This window comes from Nonomuraea glycinis, assembly GCF_035920485.1.
Taxonomy (GTDB): Bacteria; Actinomycetota; Actinomycetes; order Streptosporangiales; family Streptosporangiaceae; genus Nonomuraea; species Nonomuraea glycinis.
Map to the genome: position 1 here is coordinate 8,441,369 of NZ_CP109166.1, position 21,299 is coordinate 8,462,667.

A 21,299-nucleotide genomic window follows, 5' to 3' on the forward strand; every position below is an offset into this window, starting at 1 on the left:
GCTGGAGGCTCAGGCGGATGAGATCAGCCGGCTGATCTCATCCGCCGCCGCGACGGTCATCCGCGCCAGCGCATCCCGCCGGGAGTGGTCGTAGCGCATCTCCGGGATGGCCAGCGCGAGCGCCGCGACGGGCCGTCCCTCCGCGTCCGTGATGGCCGCGCCGATGGAGGCGACGTACGGCGGGTGGTACCACGACGACATGTTGAGCGCGTAACCACGCTCGGCGGTCCGGGCGATCTCCTGCCGGAGCTCTTCGGAGCTCGGCATGGGAGTGCCCGCGAACTCCTTGAACTCGTGCCGCAGCAGCCGGTCGACCTCGGCGGCCTCCAGGCGCGCCATGATCGCGACGCCGGCCGACGTGGCGCGGAGCGGCAGGCGGGCGCCGATGTCGAGGAACGCGCGGACGACCTGCGTGCTGTCCTCCCGCGCGACGATGACGCACTCCTCGCCGTCGCCCACCCCGAGGAAGACGGTCTCGTCCGCCTCGGCCGACAGCCGCTTCATCGCCGGCCCCGCCAGCTCTCTGAGATCCTGCTCGCCGGCCCCGCGCAGCCCGAGGGCCAGCACCTTCATCGTCACGCCCCAGCGCGCGTGCTCAGGGTCCACGATTCTCAGCCAGCCGGCCTGCTGGAGGGTCACCAGGCACCGCTGAACCGAGCTCTTCGGGATGCGCGTGACGCGGGACAGCTCCGAGACGCCGATCGGCTGTCGCACAGCGACTTCTTCGAAAACGCGGAGCGTGCTCAGCACGCTGTTCATCGTCCGGATGCCACCGGCCGGCCTGTCCTGGCCAGGCGTGTCGTCGCTGCCTTTTCCGGTGCTCATGGGGAGCCGAGCGTACCACCCAGCACCAAGCCATGCCTCATCGCGGCACAGCCGGGAGCGCGCCTCTTTACCGCCACCGCGCCATCGGACTACTATGCGGCACGTCGTGCTGCATAGTGGAACGGACGATCTATGGATCTCACCGTCGTAGGAGATGTCGTCGTGTCAGGGTGGCCGCGGCGCCCGGTCGTGGACCGCCCCGGACCGGGCGACTCCGCGTTCGGGCTGCTGCGGAGCGGGGATCTGACGATCGGCAATCTGGAGGCGCCGCTCACCGCGGCCGGGCAGCGCGCCGAGAAGCTGGTCGCCATGCGCGCGCCGACGGCGGGCGCGGCGGAGCTGGCGGGATCAGGCGTCGACCTGGTGTCGCTGGCGACGAACCATGCGATGGACTACGGCGCGGACGGCATGCGCGACACCGTGCGGGCGTTGGACGCGGCGGGAGTCCTGCATGCCGGCTTCGGCGAGTCGGTCACCGAGGCGACCCGCCCCCGGGTCGTGTCCGCCGGCGGGAACACCCTCGCCTTCTTCAGCTTCTGCTCCGCGCTTCCGCTGGGCTACAACGCCACTGCCGACCGGGCGGGCATCGGTGCGATCCGGGTACGCCAGAGCTTCGAGTACGACACCGGCTTCCTGGAGGAGACGCCCGGCACGCCCCCGTTCGTGCACTCCAGCGCGCATGAGCCGGATGTCCGAGCGGCCGAGGCCCTGATCGGCGAGGCCAGGAAGAGCAACGACTTCGTCGTGGTGGCGCTGCACTGGGGAGTTCCCTTCCCCTATCTGCCGACGGCGCAAGGACCCCTGGCGCAGTATCAGCAGCCCCTGGCACGACGCCTGATCGACGCCGGAGCGGACCTCATCATCGGGCACCATCCGCACTGCCTGCACCCCGTGGAGTTCTACGCACACGGACTGATCCTCTACTCGACGGGAAACTTCGTCTTCGACTGGTGCGACGGGTGGAGCCCGGACTCGATGGTCGCCCGGGAGGACGCGCACCCGTTCGCCCCCTACCGGCCGGTCCTGATGAAAGGCCCCTGGTACGAGAGTGCGGTGTTCCAGGTGCGGCTGGGAGTGGCCGACGCGCCCACACTCCGGGTCGAGCCCGTCGAGCTCGACCAGGACAGCCAGCCGATCATGCCGCGACCCGAGATGGCGGCCTCGATCCTCGCGCGGTTCGCGGCGGCGTCGAGGGACCTGGACCCGTCCGTCGTGGTGGACGACGACGGGTCCGTACGACGCCCGCCGGTCGGCCGTTGACAGCGAAACGTGACGACTGCCACAGTTTGTACTGCAATGCAGAACAGCGTGCCGCACTACGGCACGAGAATGACATCAGCCCGAGAGAGGCAACCTTCCATGTCCAGCCCGGTGGCCAGGCCGTCCGACTACGAGTCGTTCCCGTACATGCGGCGCGGGATCGACTTCCCCGCCGTCGAGCTGTCCGATCCCCGCCATCGCCGGAGCGGTTTCGCCGCCGCACTGGACGAGGAGCAGGTGGCACGGGTCGAACGACTGCTCGCGGACAACGTGGTGATCAGCTTCCACGACCATCCCCAACTGTTCCCGGCGGACCTGAGCGACGTGTCCGCCTTCCTGCGGACCACGCGGGAGTTCACGGCCTTCACCGAACTGCGGCGATCCGGACTGACGGCGATCTTCGACAACTGGTTCGGCGTCATCGGGAGCACGACCCCGTCGGGATGGCAGTGGGACGACCTGATCACGACGCTCGGCCTGCGCCTGGCGGACCTCGCCCACCAGGACGGGGTCGTGGTGGCGCACACGGTCCAGGACATCCTCGACGCCAAGCGCGACGGCCGCCTCGCCTTCATCATGGGCACCGAGTCCGTGGGACCGATCGGGACCGAGCTGGACCGCGTCGACGTGCTCTACGGGCTGGGGATCAGGCAGATGGGCCTGGTCTACGCCACGGCGAACACCCTCGGAAGCGGACAGAAGGATCCCAGCGACGAAGGTCTGACGGCCTTCGGCCGGCGCGCGGTGCGGCGCATGAACGCGCTGGGCGTCCTCATCGACGTCTCCCATGCCGGTGACCGGACCTCCCTGGAGGCGATCGAGGCCTCCTCGAAGCCGGTCGCGATCACTCACGCCGGCGCCCGCGGGGTGTGGCCGATCGCCCGCATGAAGCCGGACGAGGTGCTGAGGGCATGCGCGGAGCGCGGCGGTGTCCTGGGCCTCGAAGCGGCGCCGCACACCACCGTGTCCTACGACCACCGCACGCACACGATCGAGTCGGTGATGGATCACTTCACCTACGCGGTCGACCTGATGGGCATCGAGCACGTCGCGTTCGGCCCGGACACCCTGTACGGCGACCACGTGGGTTTCCACCACGCGATCAGCGGGAAACTCGGCCTCACGGCGACCGACGTCGCCCACGACCGGGTCGCGCACGTCGATGGGCTGGAGAACCCGAGCGAGAACTTCCGCAACATCACCGGATGGCTCGTCGAGCACGGCTACAGCGACAGCGAGATCCAGGCCGTCCTGGGCGGCAACATCCTTCGGCTGCTGAGCGAGGTATGGCGATGACCGACATCAACGACCGGATCACCCGTGAGTTCGACCAGAACCTGAACGCGGTCCTGGACCTCTCCCACCGGATCAACGCCGATCCCGAGCCGGCGTTCCAGGAACACCGGGCCTCGGCCTCGATCGTCGCGACCCTCGACGGCCGTGGGGCGTTCACGATCGAGAAAGGGGTGGCCGACCTGCCGACGGCCTTCGTGGCGTCGGCGGGCTCCGGTGAGCTGGTGTTCGGCATCTGCGCGGAGATGGACGCGCTTCCCGGCATCGGCCATGGGTGCGGTCACAACGTCATCGCCGGAGCGGCCGTGGGCGCCGCGCTCGCGCTGGCGCCGTTCGCCGACGAGCTGGGGCTGACGGTACGGGTCTTCGGCACTCCCGCCGAGGAGAGCGGGACCGGCAAGGAGATCATGCTGAACCGTGGCGTCTTCGCCGGGACGCACGCCGCGATGATGGTGCATCCGTCGCTGAAGGACGTCGTCGCGCCGCGGTTCCGCGCGTCGCGGTCGTGGCGGGTCACGTACACCGGCCGTGGCGGGCACGCGTCGCGGCCGTGGAGCGCGCTGAACGCCGCCGACGCGACAGTGGTCGCCCAGGTCGCCATCGGGCTGCTGCGGCAGCAGCTGCGGGACGGCATCCTGGTGCACCACGTGGTGAAGGAGGCCGGCTCCGCCGTCAACGTCATCGCCGACCGCGCCGTGGTCGAGTGCATGATCCGAGGCGACACGATCGACGAGGTCGACGAGGTGTGGGAGCGGGTGCGCCGCTGCTTCGAGGCCGGAGCCGTCGCCACCGGGACCGCCGCCGAGTTCGCCTTGCTGCCCTCCCTCTACCGCGAGTTCCGCCACGACGACGATCTGGCCGCCGCCTTTCAGGCTCAGGCGGAGGCCATCGGACGCACCTTCCCCGACTATCCGGACAAGCTGTTCGGGTCGACCGACATGGGGAACGTCTCGCAACGCGTCCCCGCCCTGCACCCGATGCTCTCGTTCGACCTTCCGGCCGAGGAGGGCAACCACACCGCCGCCTTCGCGGTCGCCGCGGGAGGCCCGGAGGGCGACCGGTTCGTCCGCGACGGCGGGCTGGCGATGGCGCTCACCATCGCGGACATCGCGCGGTCCGCGCCGCTTCGCGCGCGGCTGCTGGCCGGCGGTCCCGCCGTGGGCACGGGTCGTTGAGGACCGTCACGGTGTCCGCCGTCGACCAGGCCGGCTCAGTCTGACCGCTCGACGGCGCGGGCCGTCGGCCATCCCCCGTCCTTGACCAGCCGGCGCGCGGCCCGGACGAGTTCGGTCGCGACCACCTGCACCGCGGCCGGCACCCGGCCGCTCCGCTGCAGGGCGAGGACGACGGTACGGGACACCTCGGGCTCGGTCAGCGGGCCGCCGTTCAGCCGTCCGGCCGCCACGTCCCCGGCGACGCCCGCCGCGGGCAGGACACTCCACCCGCTCCCCGAGGCCACCAGCCTCTTCTGCAGCAGCATCGAGTTGGTCTGGCACACCACCGTGGGCTCGACCTCGGTGATGTGCAGCGCCTCGTCGATCAGGACCCGAAGGCCGTGCCCGGCCACGGGCAGCACGAGGGGCTGCTCCGCCACGTGCTTCCAGGTCAGCGCGTCGGCGCCGAGAGCCGCGCCGGGCGGCGCGACCGCCCACAGCGACTCGTGGAGCAGCGGCGTGACGAAGATCGAGGGGGTCGACTCCAGGTTGTACAGCAGGGTCATGTCGACATCGCCGTCGTCGAGCCACTGCTGCAGATGGCCGGAGAAGGCGCTGAGCAGGCGCAGCTCGACGCCCGGGTGCTGCCGCGCCACCGACTCCAGCAGGGGCGCGGCGAGGATCTCGACGGTGCTCTCCAGCAGGCCGATCGTCACGATCCCCTGGACCGGCCCGCGATCCGGGCGGATCTCGGCCCGGGCCCGCTCCAGTTCGAGGAGCGCGCGACGGGCGCGCTCGGTAAGGATCTCACCGGCGGGGGTGAGCGTCATGCCCTGCCGGGTGCGCTCGAAGAGCGGCACGCCGACCTCCTCCTCCAGCGAGCGGATGTGCCGGCTGACCGCGGGCTGCACCACGTGAAGCAGGCGCGCCGCCTTGGTGACGCTACCGACGTCGCTCACGGTCACGAGCGCGGTGAGCTGCTTGAAGTCCATCGAGTCCTTCCGCCGTCATGCGCGAACCGCCTGGGGACATCACAAATCAGCATTACACCGTACGACCCATAACAAAGCAAGATGTAAGCAGCCCTGCGCACCCACCCCGCCTCGAAAGGCCCACCATGTACGAGCTCAGCGCAGATGAGACAGCGATCGTCGCCCTGGTACGGGACTGGGTCGACCATGAGGTCAAGCCCGTCGTACGGGACCTCGAGCACACCGACACCTATCCCGAGGCCCTCATCGAGCAGATGAAGCAGATGGGCATCTACGGGCTGGCCATTCCCGAGCCGTGGAACGACGCCGCCGTGTCCGCACCCTGCTACGCCGCGGTGACCGAGGAGCTCGCCCGCGGCTGGATGAGCCTGGCCGGCGCCATGGGCGGGCACAGCGTGGTCGCGAAGCTGCTGCTGAACTACGGAACCCAGGAGCAGAAGGACACCTACCTGCCGAAGATGGCCACCGGCGAGATCCGGGCGACCATGGCCCTGACCGAACCAGGCGGCGGATCCGACCTCCAGGCCATGCGCACCGTCGCGCGCAAGCAGGGCGACGAGTATGTGATCAACGGCTCCAAGACCTGGATCACGAACGCGCGGCGGTCCCAGCTGATCGCCCTGCTGTGTCTCACCGATCCGAAGGCCGAGCCGGCGCACCGGGGCATCAGCGTCCTGCTCATCGAGAAGGGGCCGGGCTTCGAGGTGTCGCGCGACCTCCCGAAGCTCGGCTACAAGGGCGTCGAGAGCTGCGAGCTGTCCTTCGACGATCTCCGCGTGCCCCGGTCCGCGCTGCTCGGCACACAGGAGGGCCAGGGCTTCGCGCAGATGATGCGCGGCCTGGAGATCGGCCGCATCCAGGTGGCCTCGCGCGCGCTGGGCGTCGGCGCCGCGGCGTTGGAGGACGCCGTGCGGTACAGCCAGGAGCGGGAGAGCTTCGGGCAGCCGATCTGGAAGCACCAGTCCATCGGCAACTACCTCGCGGACATGGCCACCCAGTTGACGGCCGCGCGGCAGCTCGTACAGTACGCCGCCCGCCGGTACGACTCGGGTGAGCGAGCCGATCTGGAGGCCGGGATGGCCAAGCTGTTCGCGTCCGAGACGGCCATGAAGATCGCCCTCGACGCCATGCGCATCCACGGCGGGTACGGCTACTCCACCGAGTTCGACGTCGAGCGGTACTTCCGCGACGCGCCCCTGATGATCCTCGGTGAGGGGACCAACGAGATCCAGCGCAACGTCATCGCCAGGGAGCTCGTGAAACGCAACAGGATCAGCTCATGAACTCATGGCTGTTCGTCCCGGGTCACCGGCCCGACCGGTTCGCCAAGGCCGCCGCCTCCGGGGCGCACGAGATCATCGTCGATCTCGAGGACGCGGCCTCCCCCGAGCACAAGGACTCCGCCCGGAGCGAGGTCGTCCGGTGGCTCGCCCACGGCGGCACGGCCTGGGTGCGCGTCAACGCCGCCGGCACCCCCTGGCACCACGACGATCTGGGCTCCCTGCGGGACTCCCCCGGGCTGCGGGGCGTGGTCCTGCCCAAGGCCCAGGGACCGGCGACGGTGCGGCGCGTCCAGCGGGAGCTGCCGGGCACGCGGATCCTCGCGTTGATCGAGACCGCTGTCGGGCTCCAGGACGCGCCCTCCGTCGCGGCGTGCACCGCGGTGACCGGGCTGGCCTTCGGCTCGATCGACTTCGCCCTCGACATCGGAGCCGACGAGAGCGACGAAACCCTGCTGTTCGCCCGCAGCGCCCTGGTGGTCGCCGCACGCGCGGCCGGCCTCCCCCCGCCCATCGACGGCGTCACCGTCGAGACGCGCGACATCGAGGCCGTCCGCGCGGCGGCCGTCCGCTCCCGGCGCCTCGGCTTCGGCGGCAAGCTGTGCATCCACCCCGCCCAGGTGGATCCCGTCAACCACGCCTTCAGCCCGGAGCCGGCCGAGATCGACTGGGCCCGGAGTGTGCTCACCGCCGCCACCGCCCAGAGCGGCCCGTTCACCGTCGACGGCCGCATGGTCGACGAGCCGGTCCTGGCCAAGGCCCGCCGCATCCTGCAAGCCCGACACTGAGGAGATCTCATGCTTCCGCTGGCCGGCATCACCGTCGTCTCCCTCGAACAGGCGGTCGCCGCCCCCTTCGCCACCAGGCAGCTCGCCGACCTCGGCGCGCGGGTCATCAAGGTCGAGCGCCCCGGTGCGGGCGACTTCGCGCGCGACTACGACCGCACCGTCCACGGCGACTCCAGCTACTTCGTGTGGCTGAACCGCGGTAAGGAGTCGATCGAGCTCGACATCAAGGACCCCGGCGACCGGCAGGTGCTCGACGCCATCGTCGGCGCGGCCGACGTGGTCGTCCAGAACCTCGCCCCCGGCGCGGCCGCCCGGCTCGGCCTCGACGCCGCGACTCTGCGCGCGTCGCGTCCCGAGCTCGTGCACTGCTCGATCTCCGGGTACGGACCGCAGGGACCCTACCGGGCGAAGAAGGCCTACGACCTGCTCGTCCAGTGCGAGACCGGGCTCGTCATGGCCACCGGCACCCCGGAGGCGCCGTCCAAGGCCGGCGTCTCCGTCGCCGACATCGCCACGGGGATGTACGCGTACTCGGGGATCCTGACCGCCCTGCTCCAGCGGGCGACGCAGGGGGCCGGGGCGACGGTCGAGGTCGCGATGATCGACGCGCTCGGCGAGTGGATGGTCCAGCCGGCCTACCACGCCGCTTACGGCGGGTCGGAGACCCGCCGGACGACCGCGAAGCACCCGTCGATCTCGCCGTACGGCCCCTATCAGGCCGGTGACGGGAACCGGGTGTTCGTGGGCGTCCAGAATGATCGCGAGTGGGCCCGGCTGTGCCATGAGGTCCTGGGGCGGCCCGATCTGGTCGACGATCCCCGCTTCGCCCACAACCCCGAACGGGTGGTCAACGACGACCTGATCGGTCCGCTGATCGAGTCGGCCTTCGCCACGCTCGACGCCGACCGCGCCGTCGAGCTGCTCGACCGGGCGGGCATCGCCTGCGCCCGCCTGCGGCGACCGGTCGAACTCCTGACCCACCCGCAGCTGGTGGCCCGCGACCGCTGGCGTGAGGTCCGTACCCCGGGAGGTGTCGTCCAGGCGATGCTGCCGCCCGTCACGATCGCCGGCCAGGAGCAGGTGATGGGGGACGTACCGCGGCTGGGTGAGCACAACGAGAGCCTGCGCGCCGAGTTCGGCGGAGCACGAGAGGAGGTCACCGCATGACCGGGGACCACGAGGTCATCACGCGCACCGAGGTGCTGCGGCCGGAGCCCGCCATCGCGTTCGCCGGGCTCCTCGACGTCGGCCTGCCCGACCTGGAGATCGAAGGGCTCCCGCTGCTGTGGCACTGGTTCCATCTGCTGGAGCGGCCGCGCCAGGCCGACCTCGGGCCGGACGGTCATCCGGTACGCGCCGTGCTCCCCACCCCGCCAGGACCGGGGCGGCGCCGGATGTTCGCCGGTGGCCGGGTCACCCGGCTCGGCCCGCTGGTCGTGGGCCGCGAGGCGACCCGGCGCACCGAGGTCGTGTCGTCCTTCGACAAGGAGGGGCGTACGGGCCGGCTCACCTTCACCGTCGTGCGGCACACCCTCACCCAGGGCGGCGAGGTCAAGGTGGTCGAGGAGCAGGACCTCGTCTACCGTGACGCCGCGGCCCCCGGCCCGCCCGCCGAGGCGGCCCCGGTCACGCCGGTGCCGCCCGGGGACGGTGAGTGGTCCCTGCCCGTGGACCCGGTCCTGCTGTTCCGGTTCTCGGCGCTGACGTACAACGCCCATCGGATCCACTACGACCGTGACTACGCTCGCGACGTCGAGGGCTACCCGGGCCTGGTGACTCATGGCCCGCTGCAGGCGCTGGCGATGGCGGAGTCCGTACGGCGGACCGGCGTGACCGCCACTTCCCTCGACTATCGGCTGGTGTCCCCGCTGTTCGACCATCAGGGCCTCATCGTGAGCAGCGTCGAGTCCGGCTCGGGCCATGCGGTGATCGTGCGCGACCTCGGTGGCCGCGTCACCGCGAAGGGCCAGGTCGAGGCGTGAGCGGATCAGCCGGCAGGTGACCCCGGGTGCGGCGGCTCGCGAAAGGTCGCAGCCGCTGGAAGATCATGACAAAGGACAGGAATGATGGACATGAAGATGAAGGCCGGTGTGGTGCGGCGTTTCGGCGGTCCGGACGTCGTCGAGATCGACGACGTGCCACGGCCCGTCGTAGGCGACGGGGATGTCCTGGTCCGGCTGCGGGCCGCCGGGCTGAACCGCGCTGACGTGACCGTCCGGGAGGGCCGTTTCGCCGAGCAGCAGCCGCTTCCGATCATCTTGGGGGTGGAAGGCGCCGGGGACGTCGTCGAGGTCGGCAGTGCGGTCACCACGCTGCGGCCGGGGCAGCGGGTCGTGCTGCTGCCGATGCTGGTGTGCGGATCCTGCGCCGCCTGCCGGTCGGGGCTGGACAGCCGATGCCCCGCGCTGAAGTTCCTCGGCGAGCACACCGACGGCACCTACGCCGAGTACATCGCGGTCCCCGCGCGTAACGCGATTCCCGCCCCGGAGTCTCTCGGCTACGCCGAACTGGCGGCGAGCATCCTGGCCTACCTGACCGCCTGGCACATGCTCGTGACGCGTGGCCGGCTTCAGCCGGAGGAGACCGTGCTGGTCGTCGGCGCGGGCAGCGGCGTGGGCAGCGCCGCCGTCCAGCTGGCCGGCGTCCTGGGCGCGCGGGTCATCGCCACCACCGGAACCGACGACAAGCGCGACCGGCTCCTTCGGCTCGGTGCGCACGAGGTCGTGAACTACAGGCAGGTTCCCGAGTTCAGCGACGCCGTCCGGACGCTGACCGAAGGGCGCGGCGCGGACCTCGTCCACGATTCGGTCGGCGGTGCGACGATCCAGCAGTCCATTCACGCGCTGCGTCATGGCGGACGCCTGATCGGCATGGGCTCGCACTCCGGTCCCCACGCCGACATCGTCCTGTACAGCCTGTACCGCAACGAGATCGACTTCCGTGGCGCGCACGCCGCCGACTCCCGCGAACTCGCCGAGGTCCTGCCCATGCTGGCCGACGGGCGGCTGCGTCCCATCGTCGACTCGGAGTTCACCCTGGACGACGCGCCGGCGGCCCAGGAACGCCTGGTCAGCCCGGACCGCTTCGGCAAGGTGGTGCTGACCATCGAGTGACCCGGCATCCCGTCCCTGGATCCCGCCCTGCCAGGACGGGATCCAGGACCGTGACGTGGACTACAGCATGCGGTGGACGGCGTCAGGAACGCTTCGACCCGCTGACGCTCCGTCAGTCCAGCAAGCGGCCGGCGATCCGGGAGGCGTTCGAGCATGGCCTGAACCTCGATCACCAGGTCCAGCTCTCTCGCGCTCCCCGGAGCGACGTCGCGCATCTCGGTGCGCAGCGCGTCCGCCTCGCCCAGGCACCGGGACATCTCGCGGCGCTGGGCCGCCGTCGACTTCTCCGCGGCCAACCGGGCGGCGAGCGCCCGGAGCACATCCTCGATCATGGTGAACTCGCGCAGCTCGTCCTCGCCGAACTCGGCGACGCGGACAGATCTGGGCCCCGTCCGTTCGACCAGGCGATCCTGCTCCAGCCGCCGCAACGCCTCGCGTACAGGGGTCGCGCTGATGTTGAGCGACTCCGCCAGCCCTCGCTCCGTGACCTTCTCCCCGCGCTCCAGAGAGCCGGTGACGATGGCCTCGCGGATGGCGGCATACGCCTGATCGCCGAGAGTAACCGGCGAGGGAAGCTGGGGAAGCGCGGCCATGGCTCGTATGGTATTTGCTACAGCATCATGTCAACGGGAACACGGGCCGGACATCTCCAGCGAGGTCGAGAGCCACCCACCATCTGGGGGACGGTCTCGACGGCTGACTTTGCCGCCTGCAGATCAAAAAAGCCGCCTCCCGCATTCGGGAGGCGGCTCTTGAGCCGGTGGGCGATACTGGGATCGAACCAGTGACCTCTTCGGTGTGAACGAAGCGCTCTCCCCCTGAGCTAATCGCCCGGCAGGTCGGTGCCTCACGGTGCCGACGGGGAAAACCATACCGCATCCCAGGGGCCGCTGGCGAAACGGCGAGCGAGCGAGCCCGGAGGCGGCGGCAGGTGGATGATTCGGGTGAAAGGCGGCGGTTGCCCATCGGTGTGGCAGCCGGGTGGCATACCATCGTCCTGTCCCGGGTAGACGCCGATCGTGATCCACGCCGTAAACGTTCTTGGAGCCTCTCGGAACCTGGCTTCGCCCCACGCAAAACCCTTGCAAATACGACCCGATAGATGCCGTTTAGCCAGCTAGAGGGCTAAATGTCCAGCTGTGAGTTGCGTTACAGAAGGCCCTTGGAGCGGAATCTTTCCTACAGGTTTCTTCGTTCCGCGTCATAGCTCAAGGACGAAGTCCGCAAGAGCAGTGAAAGCCCCGCAGAGGGGACCTACGACGAAAAGGTTTGGCTGACGATGAACAGCACCACCGTCTCCGCCGAGCTTGGCCTTCGGCTTGTGGTCCCCGACCGTACTACCGTCCCCCTGCTCGCCGGACTGAGCTACACAGCCGACGATCCGTACGCCATCCGCATGGCATTCCACGTAGGGAACGACGAACCGGTCGAGTGGATCTTCGCACGCGAGTTGCTGACCGTCGGGATCGTGCGACGAGTCGGCGACGGCGACGTGCAGGTGTGGCCCGCGCGCGCCGACGGCGAGCGCACGCTGCACATCAGCCTGACCTCCCCCTTCGGGCAGGCGCTGTTCGAGGTGCCGTTGGCGCCGCTGACGGAGTTCCTGCACAGGACGTACGAGAAGGTGCCCGCCGGCCGCGAGGCCGACTACATGGATCTGGACGCGGAGCTGACCAACATGCTCTGGCCCTCCTGAGCCTCAGCCGGGCAGTGTGTCCAAGGTCGTGCGCATCCTGGTGATCTCGATGCTCTGGCCCGCGTACACATCCCTGGCCATCCGCCGCATCCGCTGGTCACGGCCGCCCGCGAGCTGCTCCCCCGCCATCCGGACCGCGCCCTCGTGGTGCCGGATCATGAGCTCCAGGAACATCCGGTCGAAGGCCGCGCCCCGGGCCGCGCGCAGCTCCCGCAGCTGCGCCTCGGTGGCCATGCCGTAGCCGTCCCCCGCGCCGTCGTGCGTGTGCCCGCCGGGGACGGGGCGGCCGAGGGCCGTCAGCCAGTTCGACATGATGGTGATCTCGGGCTGCTGGGTGAGCGCGATCTGGTCGGCGACGGCCCGGATCGCGGGGCTGGTGGTGCGGTTCGGCACCAGGCCGGTCATCTCCAGGGCCTGCCTGTGGTGCGGGATCATGCCTTCGGCGAAGCGTACGTCCGCGGCCGTCGGGCTCGCGGGCATCCGCCCCACGCGCTCGCCGGGTGTCGCCGTACGGCCCGTCCCGCCCGGCTGCTGGGGGACGATCACCGGAGCGTCGGTGCCCACCGGCGCCGGGCGTTCCGGCTCCTGGCCGCAGCCTGCCGACCCAGATATCAGCAGAACCGTGACGAATAGTGCGCACATTCGGGACTTCTCTGGCATAGCTTCCATACTGAGCTATGTGACGAGGGGGACAGGCGTGATCTTCGCCAAGGTTCGGGGGGCGGCGCTGTGCGCCGCCGTTCTGCTGGTATCCGCGTGTGCGGCGAGCCCGGAGCAACCGGCGGCCGCGCCGCCGACCCAGCAGCCGGACACGCCGTCGAGCAGCCTTCCGCCGGGCCAGGTCAAGACCAGCGACAACGTCAAACTGGTGACCAACGTGCCCCGCGCGGCCCCGCTCAACGGCGCGGACGACTGGAACACCGACCTGGCCTTCCAGGGCGACTACGCGTTCGTGGGCAACTTCGGCGGGTTCTCGATCTACGACATCAGCGACCCGACCGCCCCCAAGACGGTGAGCCAGGTGGCCTGCCCCGCGCAGCAGAACGACGTCACGGTCCACGGCGACCTGCTGATCCTTTCGGTGGACGAGCCGCGCAGCGGCGAGGGCTGCGACTCCACCGATGAGGAGCGCGCCTGGGAGGGCCTGCGCATCTTCGACATCAGCGACAAGAAGAGCCCCAAGTACGTCTCCTCCGTCGCCACCGCCTGCGGCTCGCACACCCACACGATGGTGCCGAAGAACGACAAGCTGTACGTGTACGTCTCCTCCCCCGGCCCCGAGCCGGACTCCAAGACCTGCCCGCCGCCGCACAAGCTGCTGCAGATCGTGGAAGTCCCGGTGAGCGATCCGAAGTCCGCGCGGGTCGTCGCCGCGCCCGACATCCCGATCAAGGGAGCCGAGGAGGGCGCCGTCGGCTGCCACGACATCACCGCCTTCCCGGAGAAGAACCTGGCCGCGGGCGCCTGCTTCGGTGACGGCGTACTGCTGGACATCGCCGACCCGGTGAACCCCAAGCTGCTGCAGCAGATCAGCGACCCGGAGAACTTCCAGATCTGGCACTCCGCGACGTTCAACAACGACGCGACCAAGGTCCTGTTCAGCGACGAGCTGGGCGGCGGCGGCGCGCCGACGTGCGACGCCAAGACCCCGGCCACCAAGGGCGCGGACGCCGTCTACGACCTCGTCGACGGCCAGTTGCAGAAGCGCGGCTACTTCAAGATCCCGCGCGAGCAGCAGGAGAGCGAGAACTGCGTCGCCCACAACGGCTCACTCCTGCCGGTGCCGGGCAAGGACATCATGGTCCAGGCGTGGTACCAGGGCGGCGTGTCGTTCGTCGACTTCACCGACTCCGACAACCCGAAGGAGATCGGCTACTTCGAGCGCGGCCCGTTCGACGGTGAGGGCGGCATCGCCGGCTCCTGGTCGGCCTACTACTACAACGGGTACGTCTACTCCTCCGACATCCAGCTGGGCCTGGACGTCCTGGAGATCACCGACCCGCTGACCGATCCGGCCAAGCAGGTCAAGATGGACGACTTCAACGTCCAGACCCAGAAGACCTACTGAGGCGCCTCGATCGTGCCGGTGCGCCAGCCGCTGTAGCCGGTGGTCCAGGAGGACGCGAGCACGGCCTCCTGGATCGGCGCCCGCCAGACGAGCTGGAAGGCCCGCGGGCAGTTCTGCTCGTCCAGCGTGAGCTTCCAGTTGAGGGTGCTCTTCTCCAGCTCCTGCCTGCTCCAGCCGCCGGCGATCTCGGCGAGGATGTCCTGTACGGTGTGCGGCGCGGTGGTGGTGACGAGCGAGCCCATGTAGACGCGGTCTGACCTGCTCAGCCTGGGGGTGAGCGCGACCAGCTCGGTAATGGCCCCGACGGAGGCCACGAACGCGATGACGCGGGTGTACAGCACGACCCCGGTCTCGTCCTTGCCCTTGACCTCGCGCCCGTCGAGGTAGACGCCCTCCCGCTCGCCGGCGCCGATGACCACGACCTGGTCGTCGTCTGTCTCGGGGGTGGTCAGGGTCATGGTGACGTTCACGCTGCCGGAGCCTTCGGTGGCCGGCGGATCGTGGACGAGGCTGCCCTTGGCCGTGGCGGTGAAGCTGCTCTGGGACAGCCCGCCCTCATGGGTGAAGTCGGCCATCGGCGTGACGGCGAGGGCGGCCCGCAGCGCGGCGGCGAGCGGTTGCGGCTCACCGGGCGGCGCCGCCACGGCCTCGGGAGCGGACGTCGGCTCGGTCGCCGGGGTGCCGGACGTGGTCCGCCACCCGACGGCGGCGGCGATTCCCGCGGTCAGCGCTCCCGCCCCGAACAGCAGCAGCCTGCGCCGCGAGACGGGGGCGGGCGTGGCGGCTATGGCGTCCCACCGCCCGTCAGCACCTTGATGGCCATGCGCTCCGCACCGTCGGCCTCGCCCAGATAGACGCCCAGATAGACGCCCAGATGGACGCCCAGATGGACGCCCGGACGGTTGCCCGGACGGACGGCGTCCTGGCCAGGCCGGCCCACGATGCGGTGGTCGCCGAGCCGTTCGAGATCTCCCGGACGCGGCTTGCCGACGGCCAACGCGATCAGGGATCGATGTCGGCGGCGGAGCGCTCGGCGAAGACGCGCATCGCCTTGGCGGTGATCGGGCCCGGCGCGGTGGGCAGCACGGTCTCGTCGACCAGCGCGATCGGCTGGATGTCACGGGTGGTGGAGGTGAGGAACGCCTCCTCCGCGCCGTAGAGCGCCTGCAGCGGCACGTCCACCTCCTCGGCGCCGAACCACTCCACGACCAGCGCGCGGGTGACGCCCGCCAGGCAGCCGGAGGCGAGGGTCGGGGTGAGCAGGTGCCCGTCGCGGACGATGAAGATGTTGGACCCGGTGCCCTCGCACAGGTCGCCGGCGAGGTTGCCGAAGATGGCCTCGCCGCCGCCGCGCGCCTTGGCGTAGGCCAGGGCCTTGGCGTTGTCGCCGTAGGAGGTGCTCTTGACGCCGGACAGCGCGCCGCGCTCGTTGCGCGGCCACGGGACGACCGTGACGTTCGCGGTGGCGGGGAACGGCTTCTGCTCGTCGACGATCACGACCGAGGTGCCGCCCTGGTCGCCGCGGTCGGAGCCGAGCGGGCCGGGGCCGCTGGTGTAGGTGATCCGGATCCGGCCGAGCGTCCAGGCGGGCGCGGCGGCCAGGCACTGGTCGATGCCGTCGGCGATCGCCTTGACGTCGGGCTCGGGCAGGTCCATGCGCTGGGCGGAGAGCGTGAGCCGGTCGAGGTGCCGGGTGAGGGCGAACGCCCTGCCGTGCACGATCTTCACGGTCTCGAAGACGCCGTCGCCGACCATCAGACCGTGGTCGAACACCGAGACGCTGGCCTGCGCGGGGTCGAGAAGCTCTCCGTTGACCCAGACAGGGATGTTCATCAGTTGCCTCCTGAGGATGCCAGGGCTATCAGCCTGGACGCTTTGAGCTCGGTTTCGACCCACTCTCGCCTGGGGTCGCTGCCCCAGGTGATGCCCGCTCCGGTGCCGAAGCGGATCTCGTCGCCGGTGATCCAGAAGGTCCGGATGCTCACCGCCAGCGTCGCCGTGCCCCGATCGGCGTCGACCCAACCCACCGCACCACAGTAGGGCCCGCGCGGCTCTGGTTCGAGCTCATTGATGATCCGCAGCGCGGACGATTTGGGCGCGCCGGTCACCGAGCCGGGCGGGAACGTGGCGGCGAACAGCTCCGGCCACCCCATGCCCGGCGCCAGCCGGGCCCGCACGGTGGAGACGAGGTGCGCCAGGCCAGGGTGCTCCTCGATCGCGCAGAGCTCCGGCACCTCGACCGATCCGACGGCCGCGACCCTGCCGAGGTCGTTGCGGACCAGGTCGACGATCATGACGTTCTCGGCGTAGTCCTTGGCCAGCATGTCGTCGGCGGTGACGCCGGTGCCCTTGATGGGCCGGGACTCGACGACGTCACCGGCCCGCGACAGGTAGAGCTCGGGCGAGGCCGACACGACGGTGAGGCCCGGCACCTGGATGACGGCGGAGTAGGGGGCCGGGTTGCCGGCCGCGAGCCGGGCGGCCAGCGCTAGCGGGTCTGCGCCGGGGGCGACGGGCGCGGTCAGCACCCGGCACAGGTTGGCCTGGTAGACCTCGCCGCGCTCGATCTCGTCGCGGATCGCCTGGACGCCGCGCTCGTAGGCGGTCTGGTCGAGCGAGCTGCGCCACTCGTCGAGGCGCGGGCCGGGCCAGGCGCCGCGCGGCTCGGGCAACGGTGCGGGACGAACCTGGTCGAACCGGGCGCACGTCACCTTGCCCTCGTAGTCGGCCACGACGGCCCACCAGCCCTCGCCGTCGAGCGCGGCGAGGTCCGTCGTCACGTCGCGCAGCCCCGTGGCCAGCCGGTGGCCCAGGTGCGCGAAACCGTCGTACACGCTTCCCATTCTCCCAGCATTCCAGCGAGCTCCCGCGCCGCGGGCAGCGGCCTGTCCGGGAGGGCGGCGTACACCGTCCGCGCGGGCATCTGCCCGCGCAGCGGCACCAGCACCAGATCATGGGGTACGGCGCGGGCCGCCAGTTCGGGGACGAGTGTGACACCGAGCCCGGCGGCCACGAAGCCGAACTTCCCCGACCATTCGGCCACCCGCAGCCCGCCGCGCGGCGTGAACCCGGCGGCTGCGCAGGCGGCCACCAGCAACGTCGGCTGCCCACGCGGCGCCGCCTCGATCCACCGCTCCCCCGCCAACTCCCGAAGATCCACCCCGCCCCCCGGCGACTCCCGAAGATCCACCCCGCCCCCCGGCGACTCCCGAAGATCCACCCCGCCCTCCGTCGACTCCTGAAGATCGCCCCCACTCTCCGGCGACCCGGCCACCGTCCCGCCCTGGCAACACCCCGGCCCACCGCCCTCGTGGCCGTCGCCGGATCGGGCGCGGCTCTGGGCCAGGGGGTGGTCGCGGGGTAGGGCGACCAGGAGGCGGTCCTCGTACAGGGGGATCAGGCGGCCCGCGAAGGGGGGCAGGCCCGCCGGGTAGTCGCTGATCACCGCGAGGTCCAGCGCGCCGGCGGCCAGCCGGTCGGTCAGGCGCGGGCTGAGTCCTTCGACGAGCCGCAGCTCCACCTCTGGATGCCGGTCGGCGAAGCGTTTCAGCGTCGCGGGCACCAGGTCCACGTTGGCGGTGGCGAACGCGCCGACGCGCAGCGTCCCGCCGCTGCCGGCATGGATCGCGGCCAGTTCCTCGCCCGCGCGGCCGAGCCGGTCCAGCACGTCGATGGCGTGCCGGTGCAGCGCCGCTCCCGCGGGCGTGAGCCGTACCCCTCTCGGCAACCGTTCGAAGAGCGGCCCGCCGGCGGCGCGTTCGAGGGCGGCGACGCGGCGGGAGACCGCCGACTGGGTGTAGCCGAGCAGCTCGGCGGCGGCCGTGAAGGAGCCGCTCCTGGCCACCTCGTCGAGCAGGCGCAGGGCGGTGATGTCGAAGGCATTCACATCAGGCATGGCTGGTATGCAATCTAGTCGCTGGTGGAATACCGCACATTCCCTTTCACTGAGGGACGTGATTGCATTTCTCGGACAGGGACGCATGGGCGTCCCCATGGCCCGGCGGCTCAGCGAGGCCGGGCACGAAGTGACCACGTGGCGGCGCGGCAGCGGCGTCACCGCGGCAGCGGTGGACGGGGCGGACCTGGTCATCACGATGCTGCGGGATCCGGACGCGGTACGGGAGGTGCTGGCGGCGGCCCTGCCGGGGCTGCGGCCCGGCGCGACGGTCGTGGAGATGTCCACGATCGGGCCCGAGGCCGTGCGCGAGCTCCGCGCGGCGCTGCCCGCGGCGGTGCGCCTGGTGGACGCGCCGGTGCTGGGCAGCGTCGGCCCGGCCGCGGACGGCACGCTGACGGTGCTCGCGGGCGGGGACCTGTCGGGCTGCCGCGAGATCCTCGAAGTCTTCGGCACCGTGCGCGAGCTCGGCCCGCTGGGCGCGGGGGCGGCGATGAAACTCGCCGTCATGAGCGCGCTGGTGCCCGTCCAGGTGCTGCTCGCGGAGACCTTCGGGTACGCCGACGCGCACGGGATCGATCGTGACGCGCTGGCCGACGTGCTGTCGGGCACCCCGCTCGGCGCGCTGGCCGGGCGGCTGCACGCCCCGGCCCAGGACACCCGCTACGCGCTCGGGCTCGCCGCCAAGGACGTGGGCCTCGCCGCCTGGCCGGGCGCCTCCCTGGCGACCGCCGCCCTCACTCGGCTGCGCGAGGCCGAGGCGGCCGGCCTGACCGACCGCGACATCACGGCCATCGCCGACCACGTACGCGCCACACCACCCCAGAACCCGCCCCATCAGAGCCCGTCGGCACCTCCGAGCCCGGCTTCGGCACAGACCCACGCGGAACCGCACAGCCGGGCAGAACCACTGAGCCACACGGAATCGCACAGCCGAGTGGAACCGCAGAGCCGGGCGGTGGCGGTCAACCCGGAGACGGTTCCCGCCACCAACGGGTTCTACTCGCACGCCGTGCGGGTCGGGGACATGCTCTACATCTCCGGCCAGGCGGCCTTCGACGAGCGGGGGGAACTGGTCGGCGAGGGCTCCATGACGGACCAGGCCGAGCACGTCTTCCAGTGCCTGTCCCGCATCCTCGCCGACCAGGGCGCCACGTTCGACGACCTCGCCTTCCTCAGGACGTACCTCACGGACATGGACCTGCGCGTGGAGTACGGACAGGTGCGCAGGAAGTACATCACCGGCGTCCCGCCGGCGAGCACGACGGTGGAGGTGTCGCGGCTGTTCATGCCGGGCCTGCTCCTGGAGATCGACGCGATCGTCGCCCTGCCGGGCCCGCGCCAGCGGCCGCGGTCGGCGCCCTGCCGTGCTCGCGCCGGCGGCTAGGCGAGCGGGCCCGTCACCGACTCGACCGCGTCCAGCACCGTGCCGTCGGTCACGAACCGGACCGCGGACTCGATCTCCGGCGCGAGGAAGCGGTCCGGCCCCGGCCCGGGGATGGTCTCGCGCAGCGCCCGGACCACGGCGGCCGTCGCCGGGGCCGGCGTCAGCGGGCGGCGCAGGTCGAGGGCGCGGGCGGCGGTGAGCACCTCGATGGCCAGCACCCGGGTGAGCCCGTCGATCGACCGGCGCAGCTTGCGGGCCGCCGACCAGCCCATCGAGACGTGGTCCTCCTGCATGGCCGAGCTCGGGATGGAGTCGACGCTGGCGGGCACGGCCAGCCGCTTCAGCTCCGACACGATGGCCGCCTGGGTGTACTGGGCGATCATGTGGCCGGAGTCGACGCCGGGGTCGTCGGCCAGGAAGGCGGGCAGGCCGTGGTTGCGGGCCACGTCGAGGAAGCGGTCGGTACGGCGTTCGGACATCGAGGCCAGGTCGGCGGCGACGATGGCCAGGAAGTCCAGCACGTAGGCGACGGGGGCGCCGTGGAAGTTGCCGTTGGACTCCACCCGGCCGTCGGCGAGCACGGCGGGGTTGTCGACGGCGCTGGCGAGCTCCCAGGTGGCGACCGTCGCGGCGTGCGCGATCGTGTCGCGGGCCGCGCCGGCGACCTGGGGGGCGCAGCGCAGCGAGTAGGCGTCCTGGACGCGGGTGCAGCTGTCCGGGTCGCGGTGGCTGGCCATGATGCCGGAGCCGGCCAGGACGGCCGTCATGTTGGCGGCCGCGGCGGCCTGGCCGGGGTGCGGGCGCAGGGCCTGGAGCTCGGGGGCGAAGACGCGGTCGGTGCCGAGCAGCGCCTCCACGCTCATCGCGGCGCTGACGTCGGCGGTCCTGGCGAGCCGGGTGAGGTCGTGGATGGCCAGGATGAGCATGCCGAGCATGCCGTCGGTGCCGTTGATGAGCGCCAGGCCCTCCTTGGCGGCCAGCTCGACGGGGTCGATCCCGGCCTGCTTCAGCGCCTCGGCGGCTTCCGTAATATTTCCGGACTTATCCCGTACGACGCCTTCGCCCATGAGCGTGAGGGCGACGTGCGCCAGCGGGGCCAGGTCGCCCGAGCACCCCAGGCTGCCGTACTCGTGCACGACCGGCGTGATGCCCGCGCTGACGAGCGCGGCGAGAGTCTTGGCGGTGGTCGGCCTGATGCCGGTGTGGCCGGTGGCGAGGGTGTGCAGCCGCAGCAGCATGAGCGCGCGCACCACCTCGGTCTCCACCTCGGGACCGTTGCCCGCCGCGTGCGAGCGCACCAGCGAGCGCTGCAGCTGCGCGCGCAGCTCCGGGTCGATGTGGCGGGTGGCCAGCGCGCCGAACCCGGTGGAGATGCCGTACACCGGGACCGGGCTCTCGGCCAGCTCGTCCACCCGCTGCCGCGCCGCCGCGACGGCGGCCATGGCGTCGTCCGTGAGCCGTACAGGGGCGCCGTGGCGCGCCACCTTGATCACATCGTCGAAGGTCAGGGGCTCGGGACCGACGTTCACGACTCCGTTGTCGCGCATG

General features: G+C 71.1%; 20 protein-coding genes, 1 tRNA gene and 1 pseudogene. 11 read left to right on the top strand and 11 right to left on the bottom strand.

The annotated features are described in order from the left end of the window. Positions 1 to 9 precede the first annotated feature (9 nt). A complete protein-coding gene (locus OHA68_RS39720; RefSeq protein WP_327104822.1) occupies positions 10 to 825 on the bottom strand; it encodes an IclR family transcriptional regulator in 816 nt (271 codons plus the stop codon). A 132-nt stretch (positions 826 to 957) separates the two neighbouring features. Between OHA68_RS39720 and OHA68_RS39725 the strand changes: the two genes are divergently transcribed. The 3 genes from OHA68_RS39725 to OHA68_RS39735 all read left to right on the top strand — a co-directional run bounded on the left by OHA68_RS39725 (position 958) and on the right by OHA68_RS39735 (position 4,553). After that, complete coding sequence (locus OHA68_RS39725) at positions 958 to 2,085, top strand: CapA family protein (protein WP_327104823.1); 1,128 nt, start codon at positions 958 to 960, stop codon at positions 2,083 to 2,085. Positions 2,086 to 2,184: 99 nt separating this feature from the next. Next, positions 2,185 to 3,381, top strand: coding sequence for a dipeptidase (locus OHA68_RS39730; protein WP_327104824.1), 1,197 nt, complete (start codon positions 2,185 to 2,187; stop codon positions 3,379 to 3,381). Then, positions 3,378 to 4,553, top strand: coding sequence for an amidohydrolase (locus OHA68_RS39735; RefSeq protein ID WP_327104825.1), 1,176 nt, complete (start codon positions 3,378 to 3,380; stop codon positions 4,551 to 4,553). The genes OHA68_RS39730 and OHA68_RS39735 overlap by 4 nt, the downstream gene beginning before the upstream one ends. 35 nt (positions 4,554 to 4,588) lie before the next feature. On the opposite strand, the gene OHA68_RS39740 is transcribed toward OHA68_RS39735, so the two are convergent. Then, positions 4,589 to 5,524: a LysR family transcriptional regulator gene (locus tag OHA68_RS39740; RefSeq protein WP_327104826.1), complete on the bottom strand. Its 936-nt coding sequence runs from the start codon at positions 5,522 to 5,524 to the stop codon at positions 4,589 to 4,591. A 125-nt stretch (positions 5,525 to 5,649) separates the two neighbouring features. On the opposite strand from OHA68_RS39740, the gene OHA68_RS39745 reads away from it, so the two are divergent. The 5 genes from OHA68_RS39745 to OHA68_RS39765 all read left to right on the top strand — a co-directional run bounded on the left by OHA68_RS39745 (position 5,650) and on the right by OHA68_RS39765 (position 10,705). After that, on the top strand, positions 5,650 to 6,807 hold the full coding sequence (locus tag OHA68_RS39745) for an acyl-CoA dehydrogenase family protein (RefSeq protein WP_327104827.1): 1,158 nt from the start codon (positions 5,650 to 5,652) through the stop codon (positions 6,805 to 6,807). Further along, the gene (locus OHA68_RS39750) at positions 6,804 to 7,592 is read left to right on the top strand and encodes an HpcH/HpaI aldolase/citrate lyase family protein (RefSeq protein ID WP_327104828.1); all 789 of its coding nucleotides are present in this window, start codon (positions 6,804 to 6,806) and stop codon (positions 7,590 to 7,592) included. The genes OHA68_RS39745 and OHA68_RS39750 overlap by 4 nt, the downstream gene beginning before the upstream one ends. Before the next feature lie 9 nt (positions 7,593 to 7,601). Next, positions 7,602 to 8,759 carry a CaiB/BaiF CoA transferase family protein gene (locus OHA68_RS39755; protein ID WP_327104829.1) on the top strand — a complete coding sequence of 386 codons (1,158 nt, stop codon included), beginning with the start codon at positions 7,602 to 7,604 and terminating at the stop codon, positions 8,757 to 8,759. Beyond that, a complete protein-coding gene (locus OHA68_RS39760) occupies positions 8,756 to 9,574 on the top strand; it encodes an FAS1-like dehydratase domain-containing protein (RefSeq protein WP_327104830.1) in 819 nt (272 codons plus the stop codon). The genes OHA68_RS39755 and OHA68_RS39760 overlap by 4 nt, the downstream gene beginning before the upstream one ends. Positions 9,575 to 9,655: 81 nt before the next feature. After that, positions 9,656 to 10,705: an alcohol dehydrogenase catalytic domain-containing protein gene (locus OHA68_RS39765; RefSeq protein ID WP_327104831.1), complete on the top strand. Its 1,050-nt coding sequence runs from the start codon at positions 9,656 to 9,658 to the stop codon at positions 10,703 to 10,705. 428 nt (positions 10,706 to 11,133) lie between these two features. On the opposite strand, the pseudogene OHA68_RS45475 reads toward OHA68_RS39765, so the two are convergent. Then, a pseudogene (locus OHA68_RS45475) lies at positions 11,134 to 11,298 on the bottom strand (GntR family transcriptional regulator); the annotation flags it as partial. Positions 11,299 to 11,466: 168 nt separating this feature from the next. Continuing rightward, positions 11,467 to 11,538 (bottom strand) — tRNA-Val (locus OHA68_RS39775). 446 nt (positions 11,539 to 11,984) lie between these two features. Between OHA68_RS39775 and OHA68_RS39780 the strand changes: the two genes are divergently transcribed. Then, complete coding sequence (locus OHA68_RS39780; protein ID WP_189143653.1) at positions 11,985 to 12,401, top strand: SsgA family sporulation/cell division regulator; 417 nt, start codon at positions 11,985 to 11,987, stop codon at positions 12,399 to 12,401. Positions 12,402 to 12,404: 3 nt separating this feature from the next. Here the strand turns inward: OHA68_RS39780 and OHA68_RS39785 are convergent, their stop codons facing one another. Further along, positions 12,405 to 13,043, bottom strand: coding sequence for a DUF305 domain-containing protein (locus OHA68_RS39785; RefSeq protein ID WP_327104833.1), 639 nt, complete (start codon positions 13,041 to 13,043; stop codon positions 12,405 to 12,407). A gap of 37 nt (positions 13,044 to 13,080) precedes the next feature. Between OHA68_RS39785 and OHA68_RS39790 the strand changes: the two genes are divergently transcribed. Beyond that, entirely contained in the window at positions 13,081 to 14,469 is a 1,389-nt protein-coding gene (locus OHA68_RS39790; protein ID WP_327104834.1) for an LVIVD repeat-containing protein, read from the top strand. Here OHA68_RS39790 and OHA68_RS39795 read toward each other — a convergent pair. The 5 genes from OHA68_RS39795 to OHA68_RS39815 form a co-directional block, all read right to left on the bottom strand. After that, positions 14,463 to 15,113 (bottom strand): hypothetical protein, encoded by a 651-nt coding sequence (locus OHA68_RS39795; protein WP_327104835.1) that lies wholly within the window; start codon positions 15,111 to 15,113, stop codon positions 14,463 to 14,465. The two genes, OHA68_RS39790 and OHA68_RS39795, sit on opposite strands and share 7 nt — an antisense overlap. 140 nt (positions 15,114 to 15,253) lie before the next feature. Beyond that, complete coding sequence (locus tag OHA68_RS39800; RefSeq protein WP_327104836.1) at positions 15,254 to 15,466, bottom strand: hypothetical protein; 213 nt, start codon at positions 15,464 to 15,466, stop codon at positions 15,254 to 15,256. Positions 15,467 to 15,471: 5 nt separating this feature from the next. Next, positions 15,472 to 16,302, bottom strand: a complete 831-nt coding sequence (locus OHA68_RS39805; protein WP_189143649.1) for an aminotransferase class IV — start codon at positions 16,300 to 16,302, stop codon at positions 15,472 to 15,474. Next, on the bottom strand, positions 16,302 to 17,312 hold the full coding sequence (locus tag OHA68_RS39810) for a chorismate-binding protein (protein ID WP_407674391.1): 1,011 nt from the start codon (positions 17,310 to 17,312) through the stop codon (positions 16,302 to 16,304). Before OHA68_RS39810 ends, OHA68_RS39805 begins: the two co-directional genes overlap by 1 nt. Further along, positions 17,246 to 18,364, bottom strand: coding sequence for a LysR family transcriptional regulator (locus tag OHA68_RS39815; RefSeq protein WP_327104838.1), 1,119 nt, complete (start codon positions 18,362 to 18,364; stop codon positions 17,246 to 17,248). Before OHA68_RS39815 ends, OHA68_RS39810 begins: the two co-directional genes overlap by 67 nt. A 58-nt stretch (positions 18,365 to 18,422) precedes the next feature. On the opposite strand from OHA68_RS39815, the gene OHA68_RS39820 reads away from it, so the two are divergent. Further along, positions 18,423 to 19,751, top strand: a complete 1,329-nt coding sequence (locus OHA68_RS39820) for a Rid family hydrolase (RefSeq protein WP_327104839.1) — start codon at positions 18,423 to 18,425, stop codon at positions 19,749 to 19,751. On the opposite strand, the gene hutH is transcribed toward OHA68_RS39820, so the two are convergent. Beyond that, positions 19,748 to 21,298 carry a histidine ammonia-lyase gene (gene hutH, locus OHA68_RS39825; protein ID WP_327104840.1) on the bottom strand — a complete coding sequence of 517 codons (1,551 nt, stop codon included), beginning with the start codon at positions 21,296 to 21,298 and terminating at the stop codon, positions 19,748 to 19,750. The genes OHA68_RS39820 and hutH overlap by 4 nt on opposite strands. Position 21,299: the final 1 nt, after the last annotated feature.

What these genes read in the sequence shown, in the direction of transcription:
- OHA68_RS39720 (WP_327104822.1), bottom strand. Translation starts at nt 825, where the DNA reads ATGAGCACCGGAAAAGGCAGCGACGACACGCCTGGCCAGGACAGGCCG.
- OHA68_RS39725 (WP_327104823.1), top strand. Translation starts at nt 958, where the DNA reads ATGGATCTCACCGTCGTAGGAGATGTCGTCGTGTCAGGGTGGCCGCGG.
- OHA68_RS39730 (WP_327104824.1), top strand. Translation starts at nt 2,185, where the DNA reads ATGTCCAGCCCGGTGGCCAGGCCGTCCGACTACGAGTCGTTCCCGTAC.
- OHA68_RS39735 (WP_327104825.1), top strand. Translation starts at nt 3,378, where the DNA reads ATGACCGACATCAACGACCGGATCACCCGTGAGTTCGACCAGAACCTG.
- OHA68_RS39740 (WP_327104826.1), bottom strand. Translation starts at nt 5,524, where the DNA reads ATGGACTTCAAGCAGCTCACCGCGCTCGTGACCGTGAGCGACGTCGGT.
- OHA68_RS39745 (WP_327104827.1), top strand. Translation starts at nt 5,650, where the DNA reads ATGTACGAGCTCAGCGCAGATGAGACAGCGATCGTCGCCCTGGTACGG.
- OHA68_RS39750 (WP_327104828.1), top strand. Translation starts at nt 6,804, where the DNA reads ATGAACTCATGGCTGTTCGTCCCGGGTCACCGGCCCGACCGGTTCGCC.
- OHA68_RS39755 (WP_327104829.1), top strand. Translation starts at nt 7,602, where the DNA reads ATGCTTCCGCTGGCCGGCATCACCGTCGTCTCCCTCGAACAGGCGGTC.
- OHA68_RS39760 (WP_327104830.1), top strand. Translation starts at nt 8,756, where the DNA reads ATGACCGGGGACCACGAGGTCATCACGCGCACCGAGGTGCTGCGGCCG.
- OHA68_RS39765 (WP_327104831.1), top strand. Translation starts at nt 9,656, where the DNA reads ATGATGGACATGAAGATGAAGGCCGGTGTGGTGCGGCGTTTCGGCGGT.
- OHA68_RS39780 (WP_189143653.1), top strand. Translation starts at nt 11,985, where the DNA reads ATGAACAGCACCACCGTCTCCGCCGAGCTTGGCCTTCGGCTTGTGGTC.
- OHA68_RS39785 (WP_327104833.1), bottom strand. Translation starts at nt 13,043, where the DNA reads ATGTGCGCACTATTCGTCACGGTTCTGCTGATATCTGGGTCGGCAGGC.
- OHA68_RS39805 (WP_189143649.1), bottom strand. Translation starts at nt 16,302, where the DNA reads ATGAACATCCCTGTCTGGGTCAACGGAGAGCTTCTCGACCCCGCGCAG.
- OHA68_RS39810 (WP_407674391.1), bottom strand. Translation starts at nt 17,312, where the DNA reads ATGGGAAGCGTGTACGACGGTTTCGCGCACCTGGGCCACCGGCTGGCC.
- OHA68_RS39815 (WP_327104838.1), bottom strand. Translation starts at nt 18,364, where the DNA reads ATGCCTGATGTGAATGCCTTCGACATCACCGCCCTGCGCCTGCTCGAC.
- hutH (WP_327104840.1), bottom strand. Translation starts at nt 21,298, where the DNA reads ATGCGCGACAACGGAGTCGTGAACGTCGGTCCCGAGCCCCTGACCTTC.